General features: G+C 70.1%; 20 protein-coding genes. 10 read left to right on the forward strand and 10 right to left on the reverse strand.

What is annotated here, in order from left to right; genetic code table 11:
* Positions 1–6 precede the first annotated feature (6 nt).
* Positions 7–1,383 carry an extracellular solute-binding protein gene (locus tag Q1A98_RS19240; RefSeq protein ID WP_299576572.1) on the reverse strand — a complete coding sequence of 459 codons (1,377 nt, stop codon included), beginning with the start codon at positions 1,381–1,383 and terminating at the stop codon, positions 7–9.
* A 53-nt stretch (positions 1,384–1,436) separates the two neighbouring features.
* Entirely contained in the window at positions 1,437–2,531 is a 1,095-nt protein-coding gene (gene eltD / locus Q1A98_RS19245) for an erythritol/L-threitol dehyrogenase (protein WP_299576431.1), read from the reverse strand.
* Between the two features lie 169 nt (positions 2,532–2,700).
* On the opposite strand from eltD, the gene Q1A98_RS19250 reads away from it, so the two are divergent.
* Both Q1A98_RS19250 and Q1A98_RS19255 read left to right on the forward strand, forming a co-directional pair.
* Complete coding sequence (locus Q1A98_RS19250) at positions 2,701–3,684, forward strand: sugar-binding transcriptional regulator (protein WP_299576433.1); 984 nt, start codon at positions 2,701–2,703, stop codon at positions 3,682–3,684.
* Entirely contained in the window at positions 3,681–4,445 is a 765-nt protein-coding gene (locus Q1A98_RS19255; RefSeq protein WP_299576435.1) for a glucose 1-dehydrogenase, read from the forward strand. Before Q1A98_RS19250 ends, Q1A98_RS19255 begins: the two co-directional genes overlap by 4 nt.
* Positions 4,446–4,467: 22 nt before the next feature.
* Here Q1A98_RS19255 and Q1A98_RS19260 read toward each other — a convergent pair whose 3' ends face one another.
* From Q1A98_RS19260 to Q1A98_RS19275, 4 genes are read right to left on the reverse strand one after another with little or no spacing between them, the layout of a single operon-like run.
* Positions 4,468–5,949 carry an FGGY-family carbohydrate kinase gene (locus tag Q1A98_RS19260; protein WP_299576437.1) on the reverse strand — a complete coding sequence of 494 codons (1,482 nt, stop codon included), beginning with the start codon at positions 5,947–5,949 and terminating at the stop codon, positions 4,468–4,470.
* A 17-nt stretch (positions 5,950–5,966) separates the two neighbouring features.
* Positions 5,967–6,437 carry a 2-C-methyl-D-erythritol 2,4-cyclodiphosphate synthase gene (gene ispF, locus Q1A98_RS19265; protein ID WP_299576439.1) on the reverse strand — a complete coding sequence of 157 codons (471 nt, stop codon included), beginning with the start codon at positions 6,435–6,437 and terminating at the stop codon, positions 5,967–5,969.
* Positions 6,438–6,442: 5 nt separating this feature from the next.
* Positions 6,443–7,144 carry a 2-C-methyl-D-erythritol 4-phosphate cytidylyltransferase gene (ispD, locus tag Q1A98_RS19270; RefSeq protein WP_299576441.1) on the reverse strand — a complete coding sequence of 234 codons (702 nt, stop codon included), beginning with the start codon at positions 7,142–7,144 and terminating at the stop codon, positions 6,443–6,445.
* 15 nt (positions 7,145–7,159) lie between these two features.
* A complete protein-coding gene (locus Q1A98_RS19275; protein WP_299576443.1) occupies positions 7,160–7,648 on the reverse strand; it encodes a CarD family transcriptional regulator in 489 nt (162 codons plus the stop codon).
* 291 nt (positions 7,649–7,939) lie between these two features.
* Between Q1A98_RS19275 and Q1A98_RS19280 the strand changes: the two genes are divergently transcribed.
* Together Q1A98_RS19280 and radA are read left to right on the forward strand one after the other, a co-directional pair.
* The gene (locus tag Q1A98_RS19280; protein ID WP_299576445.1) at positions 7,940–8,767 is read left to right on the forward strand and encodes a hypothetical protein; all 828 of its coding nucleotides are present in this window, start codon (positions 7,940–7,942) and stop codon (positions 8,765–8,767) included.
* 44 nt (positions 8,768–8,811) lie between these two features.
* Positions 8,812–10,191, forward strand: coding sequence for a DNA repair protein RadA (radA, locus tag Q1A98_RS19285; protein ID WP_299576446.1), 1,380 nt, complete (start codon positions 8,812–8,814; stop codon positions 10,189–10,191).
* Between the two features lie 334 nt (positions 10,192–10,525).
* Here the strand turns inward: radA and Q1A98_RS19290 are convergent, their stop codons facing one another.
* Positions 10,526–11,038 (reverse strand): PaaI family thioesterase, encoded by a 513-nt coding sequence (locus tag Q1A98_RS19290; protein WP_299576448.1) that lies wholly within the window; start codon positions 11,036–11,038, stop codon positions 10,526–10,528.
* A 78-nt stretch (positions 11,039–11,116) separates the two neighbouring features.
* Between Q1A98_RS19290 and disA the strand changes: the two genes are divergently transcribed.
* Positions 11,117–12,199 (forward strand): DNA integrity scanning diadenylate cyclase DisA, encoded by a 1,083-nt coding sequence (disA, locus tag Q1A98_RS19295; protein ID WP_299576450.1) that lies wholly within the window; start codon positions 11,117–11,119, stop codon positions 12,197–12,199.
* A 19-nt stretch (positions 12,200–12,218) separates the two neighbouring features.
* On the opposite strand, the gene Q1A98_RS19300 is transcribed toward disA, so the two are convergent.
* A complete protein-coding gene (locus tag Q1A98_RS19300; protein ID WP_299576452.1) occupies positions 12,219–12,974 on the reverse strand; it encodes a hypothetical protein in 756 nt (251 codons plus the stop codon).
* A 96-nt stretch (positions 12,975–13,070) separates the two neighbouring features.
* Entirely contained in the window at positions 13,071–13,724 is a 654-nt protein-coding gene (locus tag Q1A98_RS19305) for a carbonic anhydrase (RefSeq protein ID WP_299576454.1), read from the reverse strand.
* Between Q1A98_RS19305 and Q1A98_RS19310 the strand changes: the two genes are divergently transcribed.
* A complete protein-coding gene (locus Q1A98_RS19310; protein ID WP_299576456.1) occupies positions 13,723–14,676 on the forward strand; it encodes an A/G-specific adenine glycosylase in 954 nt (317 codons plus the stop codon). The genes Q1A98_RS19305 and Q1A98_RS19310 overlap by 2 nt on opposite strands.
* Here Q1A98_RS19310 and Q1A98_RS19315 read toward each other — a convergent pair.
* Positions 14,631–15,437, reverse strand: coding sequence for an alpha/beta hydrolase (locus Q1A98_RS19315; RefSeq protein WP_299576458.1), 807 nt, complete (start codon positions 15,435–15,437; stop codon positions 14,631–14,633). The two genes, Q1A98_RS19310 and Q1A98_RS19315, sit on opposite strands and share 46 nt — an antisense overlap.
* Before the next feature lie 19 nt (positions 15,438–15,456).
* On the opposite strand from Q1A98_RS19315, the gene mhuD reads away from it, so the two are divergent.
* From mhuD to Q1A98_RS19335, 4 genes are all read left to right on the forward strand, one after another.
* Positions 15,457–15,765, forward strand: a complete 309-nt coding sequence (mhuD, locus tag Q1A98_RS19320) for a mycobilin-forming heme oxygenase MhuD (RefSeq protein WP_299576460.1) — start codon at positions 15,457–15,459, stop codon at positions 15,763–15,765.
* A 59-nt stretch (positions 15,766–15,824) separates the two neighbouring features.
* Positions 15,825–16,478 (forward strand): LON peptidase substrate-binding domain-containing protein, encoded by a 654-nt coding sequence (locus tag Q1A98_RS19325; protein WP_299576462.1) that lies wholly within the window; start codon positions 15,825–15,827, stop codon positions 16,476–16,478.
* 83 nt (positions 16,479–16,561) lie between these two features.
* Positions 16,562–18,043, forward strand: coding sequence for an aldehyde dehydrogenase (locus Q1A98_RS19330; RefSeq protein WP_299576464.1), 1,482 nt, complete (start codon positions 16,562–16,564; stop codon positions 18,041–18,043).
* 45 nt (positions 18,044–18,088) lie between these two features.
* Entirely contained in the window at positions 18,089–18,706 is a 618-nt protein-coding gene (locus Q1A98_RS19335) for an FKBP-type peptidyl-prolyl cis-trans isomerase (protein WP_299576466.1), read from the forward strand.

An 18,706-nucleotide genomic window follows, 5' to 3' on the forward strand; every position in this document is an offset into this window, starting at 1 on the left:
CGCCCTCTACAGGTTGACTTTGGAGGTGTTGGTCTTGGCGAGGCTGTTCAGCCGCGACTGCGCGTTGTCGCCGCCGTAGATGTCCTGCAGCGCCACCGCCCAGTCCTTGGTCGTGTCGAAGAACTTCTTCTGCGGCGTGAACTGGATCTTCGACGAGCCGATCACCGTCTCGAACGTCTCGAGGTAACCGGGCTGGTCGGCCGCGATGCGGGTGAAGGTGGTGTCGAACACGGACTTCCGCACGGGATCGGCGTAGATGCCACCCTCGACTGCCTTGTTCATCGACTCCTTGCCGGTGGCCCACTGCATGAACAGCCAGGCCGCGGGCTTGCGCGTCGACCGGGCGTTCATGGCCCAGCTCCACGTCCACAGGTTGGTGCGGTAGTTGCCGTCCGGACCGGCGGGACCGGGGTACCACCCCAGGTTCCCGGCCTCCTTGCTCGCACCCGGCTTGTTCTTCGGGTAGGTCGCGGAGTCGGCGTCGTAGACCATCATCGCGGTCCCGTCACCGAGATCGCCTGTGGCCTGCGGGTAGTCGTAGGTCGTCCACGACGTCGGACCGGCCGCCTTCTGCATCTCGATCCACTTCTTCGTGAAGTCGACCGCCTTGGGGCTGTTCATCTCGGCGACGAGGTCGGACCCGTCGACGCGGTAGTCGACGGCGCCCTCGCGGGTGTACTGGGTCATGAAGCCGGGGTGGATCGTCGCCCACGACTTCGACCCGCGGGTGGCGATGCCGTACCGGTTCTCCGACCGGTCGGTGAGATCGGTGGCCAGCTGGATGAAGTCGTCGAACGTGGTGGGGAGCTTGATGCCCCGGCGGTCGAAGTAGGCCTTGTTGTAGGCCACGACGTTGTTCTCGAAGCCCCACGGGATGGCCCACTGACCGCCGGATCCGATCGGGTTGCCGAGCTCGAAGTCCCAGCGGGTGGACTGCCGGAGACCCTCGAAGATGTCGTCGAAGTCGTACTCGGCGTTGGTCGCCGAGCTGTTGGCGATCCACGGGCCCAGGTCCTCGAGCCATCCGGGCGGACCGTACTGCCAGATGAAATAGGCGCCGAGCATGAAGCAGTCGTGCTTGCCGGTCCCGCCGGCGAGTTCGGTGTTCAGCTTGGTGAAGTAGTCGGCCTCGGGCACGAGGTCGACCTTCACCTCGATGCCGGTCAGCTCCGTGAACTCGGCCAGCAGTGGCTGGTAGGACAGCTGGTAGGGGTGCGGCGTCTGCAGGATCGACAGGGTCGTGCCCTTCTGGCTCTTCCAGTCGAACGCACCGGTCACCGCGGACGCGCCGTTCGGCTCGTCGACACGTCCGCCGATGCCGCATGCCCCCAGGATCGGGACCGTCGCGGCCGCCGCACCCGCGATACCCATGGCGCGCAACATGTCCCGACGGGAGAACCGGCGGTCCATCGGCGATCCCTGTCCGATCGGGGCCATCAGGCGACCGCCTCGGGGATGAGTGAGACCTTGACCGACTCCGAGCCCGAACCCACCATGTCCAGACCCTTCTGGAACTCGGCGAGCGGGAACTGGTGGGTGCAGATCTCGTCCATCGGGAGGCGACCGGACTCGATCATCGCGATGGCGGCGGGCCAGCAGTGCGGCCCGAGGTGCGCGCCGAGGACGTCGAGCTCCTTGTCGTCGCTGATGATGCTCCAGTCGACGGAGGCCTCACTGCCGAAGACGCCGTACTCCACGTAGCGACCGAGCTTGCGCAGGATGTTCAGACCCTGACCGACGGCCGACGGGTGACCGGTGCCCTCGAGGTAGACGTCCGCGCCGTACCCGTCGGTGAGGTCACGGACGATCGAGATCGCATCCTCCTCGGCGATGTTGATCGTCAGGTCCGCGCCGCATCGGGTCGCGAGATCGAGCTTCTCCGGCGCCATGTCGAGCGCGATCACCCGCATCGGGTTCTTCGCCGCCGCGCCGGCGATCATGCCGAGACCGATCGGCCCGCACCCGGCCACCACGACGGTGTCCTCGAACTGGATCCGCGCGCGCTCGACGGCGTGCAGCGAGCACGACAGAGGCTCGGCGAACGCGGCGTGCTGCGGCGCGATGTCCGACGAGACCTTGTGCACCAGAGCCTCAGCCGGGAACACCATGTACGACGCCATCGCGCCCGGCGTGCGGCGCTTGAAGCCGTACAGGTCGTGCGGTGCGCACATGTGGTACTCGCCGCGTCGGCAGAACCGGCACTCCCAGCACGGCACGATCTGCTCGGAAACCACGCGGTCGCCGACCGCGACACCCCACCGGCGCGCCGCCTCGTCGTCGAGCGCGACGACGCGACCGGCGAACTCGTGGCCGGGGATGACCATGGTCTCGGCCCAGGCCGGACGGCTCTCGTCGCCCCAGAACTTCGCCGCACCGTGGTAGCACTTCAGATCGCTCGCACAGATCCCGACAGCCTCGACGGCGACGAGCGCCTCGCCGCGGCCGGGCGTGGGCACCACGACCTCCTCGAGCCGGTAGTCCTCCGGCCCGTGGCAGACCACGGCCTGCATCTTCTCGGGGATCTCGCTCATGTCTTCTCCTCGCACGGTGAGCCGCGTCATGCGTCACCGGATCTGTGGTGGCAGTCACATTAACGACGACGCATCCCACGCGCAAGCAAATGCTCAGAACATTTGTTCATCCCGCCGAGTGTCGTGAACACATGCTCACGGCGGTCGTGCGGCTGTCATACTGCTCGCCATGTCCCTGCCCGACGGCGTCTACGACCCGGCGCTGCTCTACGCCGCCGCGCGCCTCTACTACGAGGAGGACGCGACGCAGGCCGAGGTCGCGGCGCGTCTCGGGACCAGCCGGGCCACCGTGAGTCGTCTGCTGTCGGAGGCTCGTCGACAGGGGATCGTCCGCATCGAGGTGGTCCCCCCGGGGTCCGAACTGCCCGCCGACGAGCTGGCACATCGTGTCGCCGACGTGCTGGGACTCGAATCGGTCTTCCTGTCCCCCGCACTCCCGCCGGCGTCGGGCCGGTCCACCGTCGACGTGATGGGCGGGACGCTGGCACCCGCGGTCGCGCGCGCCCTCGCCTCCGCGGGCCTCGCGCCGGGCGACGTGTTGCTGGTGTCGTCCGGGCGGACGGTCTACGAGGTCTCGCGGTTCGACCTGACGCCACTGCCGGGCGTGTTGGTCGCGCCCACCGTCGGCGGCAACGACCAGCCCGAGGAGTGGTACCAGACGAACGAGATCACCCGCCGGGTCGCCAACCGCGTCGGCGGACGCGCCACCTACCTGTTCGCGCCCGCGCTGCCCGGCCCCAACCTGCACCCGTCGCTGCTGCAGGACCCGAGCATCCAGCGGGTGCTCGATCTGTGGCCGCAGGCGCGGTGCGCGCTGATGGGTGTAGGCGCGCCGCCGCTGAGCCGCTCCGACATCCCCCGGTTCGTGCCCACCGACTCCACGTCGCTGCGTCGCGCCGTCGGTGACGTCTGCTCACGCTTCTACGACCGCGACGGCGCACCCGTCGACTTCGAGGGGATCGACCGCCTCATCGCAATCGATCTCGATGTGCTGCAGCAGATCCCGGTCACGATCGCGGTCGCGGTCGGGTCGGACAAGATCGAGTCCATCATCGCCGGCGCGCGCGGCGGGTACTACCGCCGGCTCGTCACGGACCCGGCGACCGCCGGGGCCATCGTCGCCGCACTCCCCCACCAGGAGGTCACCACGTGAGCGAGATCCGTCTCGACGGCGCACGCACGCTCGTCACGGGAGCGACCCGCGGGCTCGGAGCGGACATCGCGCGCGCCTTCGCCGAGGCCGGTGCGCGACTGGTCCTCTCCGGTCGGTCCGTCGACGACCTCGAGGCGCAGGCGTCGCCGCTGCGGGACGAGTTCGACGTCGAGATCACCTGCTGCGCCGCCGACCTGGCCGCCTCCGACGGTCCCGATCGGCTCGTCGCCGACGCCGTCGCCGCGTTCGACGGTCTCGACGTCCTGGTGAACAACGCCGGCGTCTCGCACCCCGCCTCGGTGCTCGATCTCGACGCCGCTGGCTTCGACGCCACCGTCGCGGTGAACCTGCGTGCACCGGCACTGCTCGCCGCAGGCGTCGGGCGGGACATGGTTGCGCGGGGCATCCGCGGGTCGATCGTCACCGTCGCGTCCGCGGCGGCACTGACGCCGCTGGCCGAGCACTACGCCTACTCAGCGACCAAGGCCGGCCTCGTCATGGCGACCAAGGTGCTGGCCCTGGAGCTCGGTCCGCACGGCATCCGCGCGAACTCGGTGTGTCCCACAGTCGTCCTCACCGACATGGGCCGGCGTGTGTGGGGTGACGAGCAGAAGGCCGCACCACTGAAAGGTCGGATCCCGTTGGCGCGCTTCGCCGAACCACGGGAGGTGTCGGACGCCATCGTGTGGCTCGCCTCCGACGCGGCGTCGATGATCTCCGGCGTCGACCTCCCGATCGACGGGGGCTACACGGCCGGCTGACACCCCGGCTCACCGCCCGAGGTCAGCGTCCAGCGATGTCACCCAGGGCGTGCACGTGGGATCGCGTCGCGGGGTACAGGTCTCGCCACTGGGCGTAGAGCTCGTCGTACAGCTCGCGCACGTCCGGGTTCGGCACGATCTCACGCTCCAGTGTCGTCCAGTCCGTCTCCGGCGGCACCAGCCCGGTCCCGATCGCGGCCAGCAGAGCGCCGCCGTAGCTCGCGCCGATCCCCTCCGCGGGGACCAGTTGGGTGCGGCCGGTGATGTCGGACAGTGTCTGGGCCCAGATCGGGCTGCGCAGCCCCCCGCCGACGGCGATCGTCCGCACCGTGGGACTGGCCGCGTCGAAGCGCTCGAGGATGTGGCGGATACCGAACGAGATGCCCTCGTAGGCAGCGCGGAAGAGATGACCGCGACCATGGCGCAGCGTCAGGCCCGCGAGGACGCCGCGCGCATCCGGGTCGAACACAGGCGTGCGCTCACCCGCCAGGTAGGGCAGGAACAGGAGACCGTCGCTGCCGGGTGGTACCTCGAGCGCCTCGGTCATCAACTCGTCGAACGACGCACCTCCGGTGACGGTCTGCAACCAGGTGGTGAGACTTCCTGCGGTGGACGTTCCCGCCGCGAACGCCAGGCTCCCCGGTTCCACGCCGGCGGTGGTCCACAGCGCGGGGTCGGTGTGGTACCCGTCCAGGACCTGGACGCAGAACATGGTGGACCCGTACATCAGCATGAGGTCGCCGGGCGAGCGCGCCCCGACGGAGAAGGCCTCGGCGTAGGCGTCGACGGTCCCGGCGACCACCGGCGTGCCCGCCGGGATGCCCGTCGCGTCCGCCGCGTCGGCCGTGACCGTCCCGACTACGTCGCGCGGCCACACCAGCCGTGGCATCTCGAGATGACCGCAGATCCGTTGTGCCCACTCGTCGTTCCAGCGGAACTCCCGAGTCAGGTAGAGCGGATCGCACTGGCTCGCGGTGTGGTGGTCCATCACGTACTCGCCGGTGAGCCGGGCGGTGATGTAGCTGTTCGACCCGTACCAGCGGTGGGCGGCGGCGAAGACGTCCGGTTCCTCGCGGCGTACCCATTCGATCTTCGGGCCGACGGCCTGGCTCGAGAGCGCGGTCCCCGCCTGCTCCACGATCGCCTCGGCGCCGAGTTCGTCGGTCAGTGCATCGATCTCGCGGTGCGCGCGCGAGTCGATGCCATAGAGGATCGCCGGGCGCAGCGGCGTGCCGTTCGCGTCGCACAGCACCAGACAGGGTCCGACGCCGCTCACGCACACTCCCGCGAGGCGGGACCCCTCGGGAATCTCGGCAGTCAGTTCCTGTGCAACGGAACGGATCTCGGACCACCACAGCTCGTCCGCATCCACCTCGGCCCAGCCGGGACGAGGAAGGGAGATCTGGTGGGACACCGTCCGGGAGGCGAGGACGACACCGTCTGGGTCGACGAGGACGCCTTTCGTGCTCCCGGTGCCCATGTCGATGCCGAGCAACAGATCCACGCCGTCCACAGTAGGCGTCAGCCGTCGCGGGCGAGGAGCAACGCCGTCGCGACCGCGGCGACACCCTCACCGCGGCCGGTCAGCCCGAGTCCGTCGGTGGTGGTCGCCGAGACCGACACCGGTCCGCCGACCAGGTCGGAGAGGAGCTTCTGCGCCTCGTCACGGCGGGGCCCGATCTTGGGTCGGTTCGCGATGACCTGGACCGCCGCGTTGCCGACGGTCCATCCGGCGTCGGTGACGAGACCGCGGACGTGGGTGAGCATGGTCGCCCCGTCGACGCCGTCCCACTCGGGCCGACCGGTCCCGAACACCGCACCGAGATCACCGAGTCCGGCCGCCGAGAGCAGCGCGTCGCACAGGGCGTGGATGCCCACGTCACCGTCGGAGTGGCCCTCGCAGCCCTCGGTGTCGGGGAAATGCAAGCCCACCATCCAGCACGGCTTGCCCGGCTGGAAGGGGTGGACGTCGGTCCCGATGCCGACACGCATCCCGGTCACGGTGCCGCCGGTGCGGCGGCCGCACCCTGCTCACACAGCAACCGTGCCAACCGCAGGTCCCAGTCGGTGGTGATCTTGAAGGCCATCATGTCGCCCGCGACGACGTGGACGTGCATCCCGAGCGCCTCGACGAGACCGGCGTCGTCGGTCGCGTCGGCCGAGGACGCGTGGGCCCGCACCAGCGCCTCGGGCCGGAATCCCTGGGGTGTCTGCACCGACCGCAACGGCGTGCGGTCCACCGTGGCGACGACTGTGCCGTCGACGTCGACACGTTTGAGCGTGTCCGTGACCGGGACGGCGGGGATGACCGCGTCGTGGCCGGACCGGATGGCGTCGATGACGCGGGCGAAGACCGCGGGTGGGGTGAGGGCACGAGCGGCGTCGTGAACCAGGACCACCTCGGGGTCGGGAGAGCGTCCGCCGATGACCGTGGCGAGGCAGGCCCGGACGGAGTCACTGCGTGCTGATCCTCCGACGACGACCTGAGCGTCAGGCACGTCGGACCGTGTCGCGTCGACCAGGTCGGCCGGTACCGCGACGACGACGTGGCCGATGCCGGCGGCGAGGACGCCGTCGACGGATCGCTGCAGGATCGTGCGTCCGGCGAGGTCGACGAATGCTTTGGGGATCCCTGCGCCGAGTCGGGTGCCCGACCCGGCGGCAGGGATCAACGCCACCGTCGAGGCGGCGGACGTCATGGTGTCGCCGTCGCCTCAGGAGGCGGTGGCGAGGACCTCGTCGAGCATGACCGAGGCCTTGGCCTCGTCGGTTCCCTGCGCCAGCGACAGCTCGTCGACGAGGACGCGACGGGCGCGGGTCAGCATGCGCTTCTCACCGGCGGACAGGCCGCGATCCTGCTCGCGACGCCACAGGTCACGCACGATCTCCGACACCTTGATGATGTCGCCGGAGATGAGCTTCTCCTGGTTGGCCTTGAAGCGGCGTGCCCAGTTGGTGGGCTCCTCGGTGTGCGGGGCGCGCAGGACGTCGAAGACCTGCCCGAGCCCCTCCTCGCCCACGACGTCGCGGACACCGACGTACTCGAGCTTGGTGGACGGGATCTGGACGGTCATGTCACCATCGGCGATCTTGAGGACGAGGTACTCCACCTGCTCACCCTTGATGGTGCGGACCACGATGTCTTCGACCTTCGCAGCTCCGTGGTGGGGGTATACGACGGTGTCACCGACTTTGAAATTCACAGTTCACTAGCCCCTTTCGATAGGGCCAGTCTAGCACGGGGGTGTTCCGTGCATCACACAACGGTGCAGGTCAGGGGCCTACCAGCGGCTATCCACAGCCGGGGAGCCCTGTGGAGGAGGCGATCTGGGCGCCCGCGACGGGCCCGCAGGGCTCCGCCCGCACACCCCACCGCGTCCGGGCCGCGCGGTGTTTGCGCACCCGCGGCACCGGTGACACCCCGGAGCAACTACTCTCCGTAGTGCATCGTCGGTGTGACCCGCACGGGTCCTTCAGGCTGAAGAGGAATCCCGGTGGCAGAGCAGTCCCCCGCCCAGGTCGCCCGCCCGCAGCGGGTCGTGGCCCGTCTGACCTCGTCCCGCGGCGTCGCGCGCGCGGTGGCCGCCGCAGCCATCGGCTCGGCCGTGGTGTTCGGTGTCGGCGCCTGTAGCAGCGGCCAGATCTCGCAGACCGCGAACCAGGAAGCCGCGGTCAACGGCGGCAACGCGACGGTCGGCCAGCTCGCCCTGCGTGACGTCCACGTCGTCTACCCGCCGGTGAACGCCGACGACGCCTTCGTCAACGGCGGTCCGTTCGAGCTCGCGTTCCTCATCTCCAACAACAGCGCCTACCAGGACGACACGCTGCAGTCGATCACCGTCCCCGGCGGTGGCTCGGCCACCATCTCGGGCAGCACCGCACTCCCGGCGACCAAGTCGCTGCGCGCCGGACAGCCGTCGCAGCTGCTGACCTCCGGCGCGGACGCGTCGACGCCCGCATCGGCCGAGATCCCCTCGTCACAGGTCGCGTCGGAGGAATCGCAGGCGGGATCGGTGGGCAACTCCGCCGACCCCACCGAGACCCGGATCACCGTCACCCTCACGGGCATGGGCACCAAGGTCCGTCCCGGTCTGACGGTGCCGCTCCAGTTCACGTTCCAGCGCGCCGGCAAGGTCACCGTCAACGTCCCCGTCGACGCGGGCTCGGTGAACCCTCGTCGTGACTCACAGTTCCTGAACCGTGAGAACGCCGAGGCGGCCGAGCAGAACGAGCGCGCCAACGAGGGCAGCGAGAACGGCTCCGGCGAGAACCAGTTCGGCTCGAACCTGCCCAACACCGGCTCCGGCGGCTCCGCGGGCTGATCGGCCTCCCCGGGACTGTCGGCGTCCGCCGATAGGGTCACGCCGTGGCCAAGCCCCGTCCGAGTTATCGCTGCACCGCCTGCGGGCACCTCGCACCCAAGTGGGTGGGTCGCTGCCCCGACTGCGGCGAGTGGGGCACCGTCGACGAGGCCCCTGCCGTGGCGTCGTCGGGTCGTCCCGGCGCGACGTCCGTGGTCCCGGCGTCACCGGCCAAGCGCATCACCGAGATCGACGCGACCGCGGCCGACGCCATGCCCACCGGCATCGGCGAACTCGACCGCGTCCTGGGTTCCGGGATCGTCCCGGGGTCGGTGGTCCTGCTCGCCGGTGAACCCGGCGTCGGCAAGTCGACGCTGCTGCTGGAGACGGTCAAACGGTGGGCCGAGATGGGTCGGCGCGCGCTCTACGTGACGGGCGAGGAGTCGGCCGCCCAGGTGCGCCTGCGGGCCGAGCGCACGGGCGCGGTGCACAGCGAGGTGTTCCTGGCGGCCGAGACCGATCTCGACACTGTCCTCGCCCACGCCGAACAGGTCGCCCCCACGCTGATGATCGTCGACTCCGTGCAGACGATGATCGCCGGCGGTGCCGACGGCGTGAACGGCGGCGTCACCCAGATCCGCACCGTCACCACCGCTCTCACCTCGCTGGCGAAGAACACCGGCATCTCCGTCGTGCTCGTCGGGCACGTCACCAAGGAGGGGGCTGTCGCCGGGCCCCGCACCCTCGAGCACATGGTCGACGTGGTGCTGGCCTTCGAGGGCGACAAGCATTCGGCGCTGCGCATGGTGCGCGGCATCAAGAACCGCTTCGGCGCCTCCGACGAGGTCGGGTGCTTCGAGCAGCGCGGCGACGGGATCCACGAGGTCCCCGACCCGACCGGCCTCTTCCTGCACCACCGCGACGACGACGTGCCCGGCACCGCGATCACCGTGACGATGGACGGTCGACGACCGATGGTCGCCGAGGTGCAGGCGCTGGTGACCCCCACCCAGATGGCGTCGCCCCGTCGCGCGGTGAGCGGCCTCGACTCCCCACGGGTGGCGATGATCCTCGCCGTGCTCGAGGGACGCATCGCGGTCAAGGTGTCCGACGTGGAGGTCTATGTCGCGACCGTCGGCGGCATGAAGATCACCGAGCCCGCTGCGGACCTCGCCGTCGCACTCGCCATCGGGTCGATCCGCCGGATGAAGGCCCTCCCCCGTTCGACGGTCGCGATCGGCGAGGTCGGACTCGCCGGTGAGGTGCGTCGGGTCAGTGCGATCGGCCGTCGGGTCGCGGAGGCGAAGCGCCTCGGTTTCCGCCACGCGATCGTCCCCGCCGGATCCGACGACCTGCCGTCGGGCATCCGCATCACACAGGTCGCCGACCTCCACGAAGCCGTCCGCGCCGCCCTGGTCACCTCCGTCGACGCCTACTCGTTCTGACCCGCTCCCATCCGGCCCACGCCGTCTGTCGGGCACCCGGAACCGTCTGCCGGGCACCCGGAACCGTTCATCGGGCAGTTGCGACGCCCCGTCCTCTGTCTCGCCCGCGCGATCCCAGCCTCGCCACCGCACGACAGGATCGCCCGGCCGATCCGACGGGCGAATCGCGCCCGCGGTGGCGAATCAGTGACGTCACGGGCGAGTTCGCACGGCCCGGAGTCGTTCGCACGTCTCAGGGGCCATGCGAACGGCGCCCGGCCGTGCGAACGCACCCCGGGCGTGCAGACCGCGCCCGCCTTCCTCAGTTCCGCGCCAATCCGCACGGCCGATCGGGTCAGGGACGCGAGGCGGCGAAGTGCGCGCGCGGATCGACGACCACGAAGATGCCGTGCCCGGCGGCGAGCGGTTCGGTGTCCGGGCCGGCGGCGTCGTCGAACGCCTCGACGGCGCTGTAGACCTTCCGGCGCTGCCGGCCGAGTACCCGGGCGACCAGGCGGAGTGTCGTCCCGACCGGGATGGGCAGCGCGTAGTCGACATCGAGGACGGCGGTCACCGCGACGACCCCGAGGTGCACGTTCGCCAGGCCCATCATCTCGTCGAACAGCGTCGCGACGACGCCCCCGTGGATCACCCCGGGACCGCCCTCGAATCGGGGCTCGACCACGAATGTGGCTGTGGCCGTGAGATCCTCACCGAAAACAGCGCGCAGATGCAGTCCGTTCTCGGCCTCCGGGCCGCAGCCGTGGCACCGACAGTTGTGGGGCGGCACGACCTCCCCGATCGCCGGGGCGGCAGGAGCGCGTCGCGCCTGCTCGAGGTCGTCGGGCACGACGAAGGTGGTCTTCACGCAGCGCGAATCTAGTCGTCGTTACGCTTGTCCCCGGTCGCGGCCCCTGCCACGGCCGCAGACGGGAGAGGGATCTCGATGACGGACGCGGCGCACGGCGACCTGCTGCGGGCGACGATCGCCCGCGTGGCGCCCGGCACCGGCCTGCGCGACGGGCTGGAGCGCATCCTGCGCGGCCGGACCGGTGCGCTGATCGTCCTCGGGTACGACGAGGCCGTCGAGCGCATCTGCGACGGCGGCTTCCACCTCGACGTCGAGTTCGCCCCGACCCGCCTGCGCGAGCTGTCGAAGATGGACGGTGCCGTCGTCCTGTCCACCGACGGCAGCAAGATCGTGCGGGCCAACGTGCAGCTCGTCCCCGACCCGTCGATCCCCACCGAGGAGTCCGGCACCCGCCACCGCGCCGCCGAACGGACAGCGGTGCAGACCGGCCACCCGGTCATCTCGGTGAGCGCGTCGATGTCGATCGTCTCGGCGTACGTCGACGGCGTCCGCCACGTCGTCGAGGGTTCGGACCCGATCCTGTCGCGCGCGAACCTCGCCGTCGCCACGCTGCAGCGGTACAAGACCCGACTCGACGAGGTCAGTGCCGGTCTGTCGCGCGCGGAGATCGAGGACTACGTCTCGCTGCGCGAGGCGATGACCGCGGTGCAGCGCATGGAGATGGTGCGACGGGTGTCGGTCGAGATCCGGCAGTACGTCCTCGAACTCGGCAGCAATGGTCGTCAGCTGAGCCTTCAACTCGAGGAACTCGAGGGCGACAACGACACCATCCGCGAGCTCGTCGTGCGCGACTACTACTCGAGTCCGGAGCCGGCGTCCGTAGAGGAGGTCCGACAGGCCCTCGAGGCGATCGAGGCGCTCAACGACACCGACCTGCTCGACTCGACGCTGCTCGCCGGGGCCTTCGGTTACCCGACGACGCTCGACGCGCAGGACACGACGATGAATCCCCGCGGCTATCGACTGCTGTCACGGATCCCGGGACTGCAGTTGGCTCACGTCGACCGTCTGGTGCGCAACTACGGCACCCTGCAGGCGCTGCTGGCGACCAGTGCGGCCGACCTGCAGGCTGTTGACGGCATCGGCGAGATCTGGGCCCGTCACATCCGCGAGGGCCTGTCGCGGCTCGCCGAGACGACGATCGAACGGTTCGACTGACCCCGACCGTCGGATGGGTCTAGCGACTCGCCGGGTCCGTCATGTTGAAGGTGATGGGTGCGCTCACCTTCGTGCCCAGGTTGCCGACCGCCTGGTAGGACCCGGCGGGCGCGACGACGCGTGGCGTCTTGCAGCCCGGCGTGCTGGTGGTCCCCGACCACACGATGGTGTCGCGGAACTGCTGAGCCGGCTTGAGCGTCTGGTTGTTGACCGTCGCGATCGGCGAGCAGTCGGTGGCCGACCAGATGTAGCGCGTCCCGTCGAGACTCCGCACGGTCACGTTCTGCATGTCCTTGCCGACGTCGCGGGTGCAGTCGGCGAGACCGGCGTTGGTGACGACGATCGTGAAGACCGGCTTGTCACCGACGGTGTAGGTCGGCTTGTCGGTGTAGAGCACCACCGAGATGTTCTGGTCGGGGCACAGGCCCGACGCGGGGACCGCGGTCGGGTTCGCCGACGGGGTGGTCGACCCCGGCACGACGACACCGGAGGCGTTCGTCGACGCCGGGACCTGACCGGGCGCACCGCCCGAACCGCCGGATCCCGCGGTCCCGCTGCCGGGGACTGCGCTGTCGGAGGCGTACGGCGACAACGAGGGATACGCCTGTGACGACGGGGCGACCGACGCGCTGGTGTTCCGCGGCGAGTCCGAACCGCCGGACGCCCACACGATCAACCCGATGATCACCGCGACCACGACCACCACGACGGCGATCGCCAGCGCACGACGGCGCCAGTAGATCTCCGGTGGCAACGGGCCTGACGGTTCCAACACAGCACGAACGCTAGAGGTCGGACCGCATCCGCGGTCCGACCTCTGGCGGCGTGTCGTCACACAGTGACGAGCACTACGGGCGATCCGGTGCCTGGATCAGGACGACGCGGTCATCGCGTGGGCGTCGTCGGGCGCGTCGTCGACGGCACCGATCGCCTGCCGCAGATACGTCTTGCCCTCGGCGAGGCTGTAGGTGAGGCCGACGATGCCGACCTTCCCCGACTCGACGCCGTCGGACACGATCGAGCTCCGCTCGAGCAGGCGAGCGGCGGTCTCCGACACGTGCTTGGCCTCGAAATCCGCTGCCTCGGTGAGGCCTTGGCTCTTGCCGAGCAGGATGCTGGGGGTGACCTTCTCGACGACGTCGCGGATGTGTCCGCCGGGCAGCTCGTTGGTGTCGAGGGCCTTGATGGTCGCGGCGACCGCGCCGCAGCTGTCGTGGCCGAGCACCACGATGAGGGGCACGCCGAGCACCGCGACGGCGAAGTCGATCGACCCGAGCACCGCGGAGTCGATCGCCTGGCCCGCGGTGCGGACGACGAACAGGTCACCGAGGCCCTGGTCGAAGATGATCTCCGCGGCGACGCGGGAGTCCGAGCAGCCGAAGAGGATCGCCTTCGGGTGCTGGCCCTGCGTCAGCCGGGTCCGGTCCTCGATACCCTGGCTCGGATGAGCGGGTGCGCCCGAGACGAACCGGTCGTTTCCGTCGCGCAGATCGCGCCATGCCTGTGCGGGGGTGATGTCTGCCATGCATGACATTGTGCCGAAAACCGGACAGGACGCCCCTGTGACTTTGCACGAATCCCTGCTGACCTGGTTCGACGACCACGAACGCGACCTCCCGTGGCGTCACGACGACGTGTCGGCGTGGCAGATCCTGATCAGCGAGATCATGCTGCAGCAGACCCCTGTCGCGCGCGTGATCCCGAAGTGGCTGGAGTGGATCGAGCGATGGCCGGTCCCGTCGGCGATGGCCCGGGAGAACGTCGGCGAGGTGGTCCGCGCCTGGGGAAAGCTCGGCTACCCGCGACGCGCCATGCGACTGCACGAGTGTGCGACCGTCCTCGCCGACCGCTTCGGCGACGAGGTGCCACGCGACGTCGAGACGCTGCTGACCCTGCCCGGCGTCGGCGACTACACCGCCCGCGCGGTCGCCTGCTTCGCCTACGACGCACCGGTTCCGGTGGTGGACATCAACGTCCGGCGGGTGATCGCCCGTGCCATCCACGGTCGCGGGGACGCCGGCAGCCCCGCACGCACCGACCTCGCGGACGCGCAGGCTTTGCTGCCCACACGCGTCGATCTCGCGCCCCGCTTCTCCGCCGCGCTGATGGAGCTCGGCGCGCTCGTCTGCACTGCGCGGACACCGTCGTGCGCGGCGTGCCCCCTCCCCGACTGCGCCTGGGTGCAGGCGGGTCGTCCGGCGGTGACCACGCCGAAGAAGGTGCAGAGGTTCGCGGGCACCGATCGCCAGGTCCGCGGATTGATCCTCGACGAGTTCCGTTCGGCGACAGGACCCGTCGAGCGAGGACGACTCGACACGGTCTGGCCGAAGGACCCCGGACAGCGGGAACGCGCGCTCGACTCGCTGCTCGCCGACGGTCTCGTCGAGACCTCCGACGGCTCGCTCTTCTGGCTCGCGGGCGAGGGCGACGGTCAGGGCAGCGTCGCGGACAGGAACGCCTCGACCGCGCCGCGGTAGGTCTCGGGGCGGTCGTCGTGCACGAGGTGTCCGGCCCCCTCCACGACGAGATGCGTTGCGTTCTCGTGCATCTCCGCCATCCGCGCCATCTGCCCGGGTGGGGTGACGCCGTTGCCCGCCTCGATCAGCAGGGACGGCACCGCGGCAGCGGCCCACTCGTCCCAGAACGACCGCGCGCCCCACTCGTCGGCGATCGCCTGCCACACCGCGAGGTCGCCGTGCATCGCGCCGTCGTCGAACGCGTCGTGGAAGTAGCGGCCCGCGACGGGTCCGAACACCGTCGCCGCGTGCTCGGCCGACTCGAGGCGAGCGGGCCAGTGCGCGAACACCTCCGACCACTCGGCGGTGGTGCGGCCGCGGAAGTCCGGGGCCATGTCCTCGACGACGATCGCGGAGACCAGCTCGGGGTAGGCCGAAGCTGTACAGAAGGCGTGCAGGCCGCCCATCGAGTGCCCGATGAGGACCGCGGGGCCGCTGTCGATCCAGACCAGCGTCTCGGCGATGTCGGCGACGAACCGTTCGGTGGCGATCTCGTCGGCCGCGAGGTCGTCGAGGTCGACGCCCCCGGTGCCGGTGTGGAACGCGGCGTCGACGGTGAACACCCGTCCGTACCGCCTCAGCCAGGGGATCTGGCGGCGCCACGTCCGGCCGCGTCCCATCAGCCCGTGCAGCAGGAGGATCGGCGGCACATCGCCCGCTGCACCACCCTCCTCGCGGCGCACCACGGTGCCGTGATCGCGCAGTCCGGTCTCGGCGGGCACGGCCGATACGATAGCGGGCATGGCAGTCGTGAAGATCAACGCGATCTCGGTCCCCGAGGGCGCGGGCCCGGAACTGGAGAAGCGGTTCGCGAACCGCGCCCACACCGTCGACGGGACGCCGGGATTTCTCGGATTCCAGCTGCTGCGGCCGGTGAAAGGCGACGATCGCTACTTCGTCGTGACGCAGTGGGAGTCGGATGAGGCGTTCGCGGCGTGGGCCGGCGGTCCGGCGCGCGAGGCGCACGCCGGTGAGCGTGCCAACCCTGTGTCCAGCGGCGCCGATCTGCTCGAGTTCGAGGTCGTGCTGGACGCCCGACCGTCGACCTGACGGTCAGGCGCTCACCCGCGCGGACCCGCGCCGCCGCCGAGCGCGGCTACCGTGGAGTCATGGCCGCTCCCCCGGTGCAGCAGATGGCGATGTTCCCGCTGGGTATGGCGCTGCTCCCCGGGGAATTGTTGCCCCTGCAGATCTTCGAGCCGCGCTACCGCGAGATGCTGGCGCACTGCCTGGAGTCCGACGACCCGACGTTCGGCGTCGTGCTCATCGCCCGCGGCGCCGAGGTGGGCGGCAGCGACGAGCGGCACATGATCGCGACCAGCGCGGCCATCGTCGAACACCACGTCAAGGACGACGGGCGTGCCCTCGTGCGCTGCGTCGGGACCGACCGGCTGCGCGTCGTCGACTGGCTGCCCGACGACCCCTACCCGCGCGCGCTGGTCGAGGAGTACCCCGACGAGCCGATCGTGTCGTTCGGTGCGGAGTCGTTGGAGTCGCAGTACGCGGCCGTCGCCGGGAAGATCCGTGAGCTGTTCGAGTTGGTGCGTTCGGCAGGACGGACCGAGGTGCAGTTCGACGACACATCCGACACCGACGACCTGGACGACATCGACCGCGCATTCCGCTGGGCCGGTCAGCTGCCCATCGGGCAGGCCGACCGGTACGCGATCCTGGCCGCGCCGTCGCCGTTGGAGCGGATCGAGACGCTCGGCGACGCGGTCGAATCGGTGACGGCAGCGATCCGTTTCCAGTTGATGGAGTGAGGCGGCCCGTTCCACAGAACTGGAACGTGTTCTAGTATCGGGTGTCGAGCATCACACCCGAGCACACTGGAGCGCGCACCCTCATGACCGACACCATCGACACCCTGGCTGCGGCCTCCCCCGACTCGCACGACCACGACGAGCTCTACATCGGGGGACGCCGGCAGGCGCCGCACTCCACCGCCCGCCTCGAGGTGCGATCGCCGGCCACGGGCGAGCACGTGGGCAGCGCCCCCGACGGTGACGCGCAGGATGTCGACGCCGCCGTGCAGGCTGCGCGGGCCTCCTTCGAGTCCGGCGTGTGGAGCCGCACCGCGCCCTCCGACCGCGCCGCGGTGCTGCGCCGGGCGGCCGACCTCATCGAGGAGCGCATCGCCTCGATCGCCGCACTGGTCTCCGGCGAGATGGGTGCCAGCGAAGGCGACATCGCCACGCTGCAGCAGCTACCCGGCACCGGCGTGCTGCGCGCCTACGCCGACGCGATCGAGAACGACATCGCCTGGGTCGAGCACCGCACCGGCCTGTTCGGCACCACCCGTGTCGAGCGCGAACCCGTCGGTGTCGTCGGCGCGATCACCGCGTGGAACGTCCCGCTGTTCCTGGCGTGCAACAAGCTCGGGCCGTCGCTCGCCGCGGGGTGCTCCGTGGTGCTGAAGCCCGCGCCCGAGACCCCGCTCAGCGCGTTCGTCGTCGCGGAGATCTTCGCCGAGGCCGGCCTGCCCGAGGGTGTGCTGTCGGTGGTGACCGGCGGCGTCGAGACCGGAAAGGCCCTCGTCGACCACCCGGGAGTCGACAAGATCACGTTCACCGGCTCCACCCGGGCGGGCAAGCAGATCGGTGCCGCCTGCGGCGAGCAGCTGAAGAGTTGCCAGCTCGAACTCGGCGGCAAGTCCGCTGCGATCGTCCTCGAGGACGCGAACATCGACGAGATCGCCGGGATGCTCGCCTTCTACGGCCTGTTCAACACCGGCCAGGCGTGCGTCGCACAGACCCGCATCCTCATCCCTCGCAGCCGCCACGACGAGATCGTCGCCGCGGTGTCCGCCGCCGCGGAGGCGATGGCGCCCGGTCTCGTGCTGGGCCCGATCATCACCGAGAAGCAGCGCGACAAGATCGAGGACTACGTCCGCCTCGGCAAGGAGGCCGGCGCGACGACCGTCGTCGAGGGTGGTCGCCCCGAGGGCATGGACTCCGGCTACTACCTGTCGCCGACTGTCTTCGCCGACGTCACCAACGACATGCGCATCGCTCAGGAGGAGATCTTCGGTCCTGTCCTGGCCATCATCGACTACGACACCGTCGACGAGGCCGTCGAGATCGCCAACGACTCCGAGTACGGGCTCGCCGGCGCGATCTACACCGCCGACGTCGAGCGCGGCATCGAGATCGCAGGGCGGATCCGGACGGGGACGCTCGGGATCAACTGGTACGCCATCGATCCCGGTTCGCCGTTCGGCGGCTACAAGAACTCCGGTGTCGGCCGTGAGAACGGTCCCGAGGGAGTCATGAGCTACCTCGAGTCGAAGTCGATCATCCTGCCGATGGGGTACGAACCCACGGCGTAGCGCCGGGTCCGCCGGGGTTGTGCGAGCGCAGGATACGGTCGGTGCATGCGCCGTGATCTGAAGTCCGCCACCGCCGCCGTGTCCCTCGCCGTCGCCGTCGCCATCGTCGGTGCGGGCTGCGGGGACTCCGACTCGTCGAGTTCGTCGGCGTCGAGCACCACCACGACGACGGACACGGCGTCGGCCGGTACCGACACCACCGACACGACGGCCGCTGCACCCACGAGCGCCGCACCGGTGCAGTCGGGTACGCCCGGCTCCCAGGGCATCCCGCAGATCACCGCGAACGCGACCGACACCGGCAAGGAGCCGACGATCGCCGCCGGCACGGGTACCCCGCCCAGCGACCTGCGCATCGCCGACCTGGTCCCCGGCAACGGTCGCACCGCGACCGCGGCCGACACCGTCTCGGTGCGCTATGTCGGCGCGCTCTACTCCGACGGGTCCGTCTTCGACGCGAGCTGGAAGGCGGGCGACACCCCCGTCGACTTCCCGCTGTCCGGCGTGGTCCCCGGCTTCGCCGACGGCATCGTCGGCATGAAGGTCGGCGGTCGCCGCGAGATCGTCATCCCCCCGGCCCTCGGTTACCGCGACCAGGCACAGCCGGGACTGCCCGCCAACTCGACTCTCGTCTTCGTCGTCGACCTCGTCGGGATCAGCTGA

Origin of the sequence: uncultured Williamsia sp. (genome assembly GCF_947494875.1) — a bacterium.
GTDB lineage: Bacteria > Actinomycetota > Actinomycetes > Mycobacteriales > Mycobacteriaceae > Williamsia_A.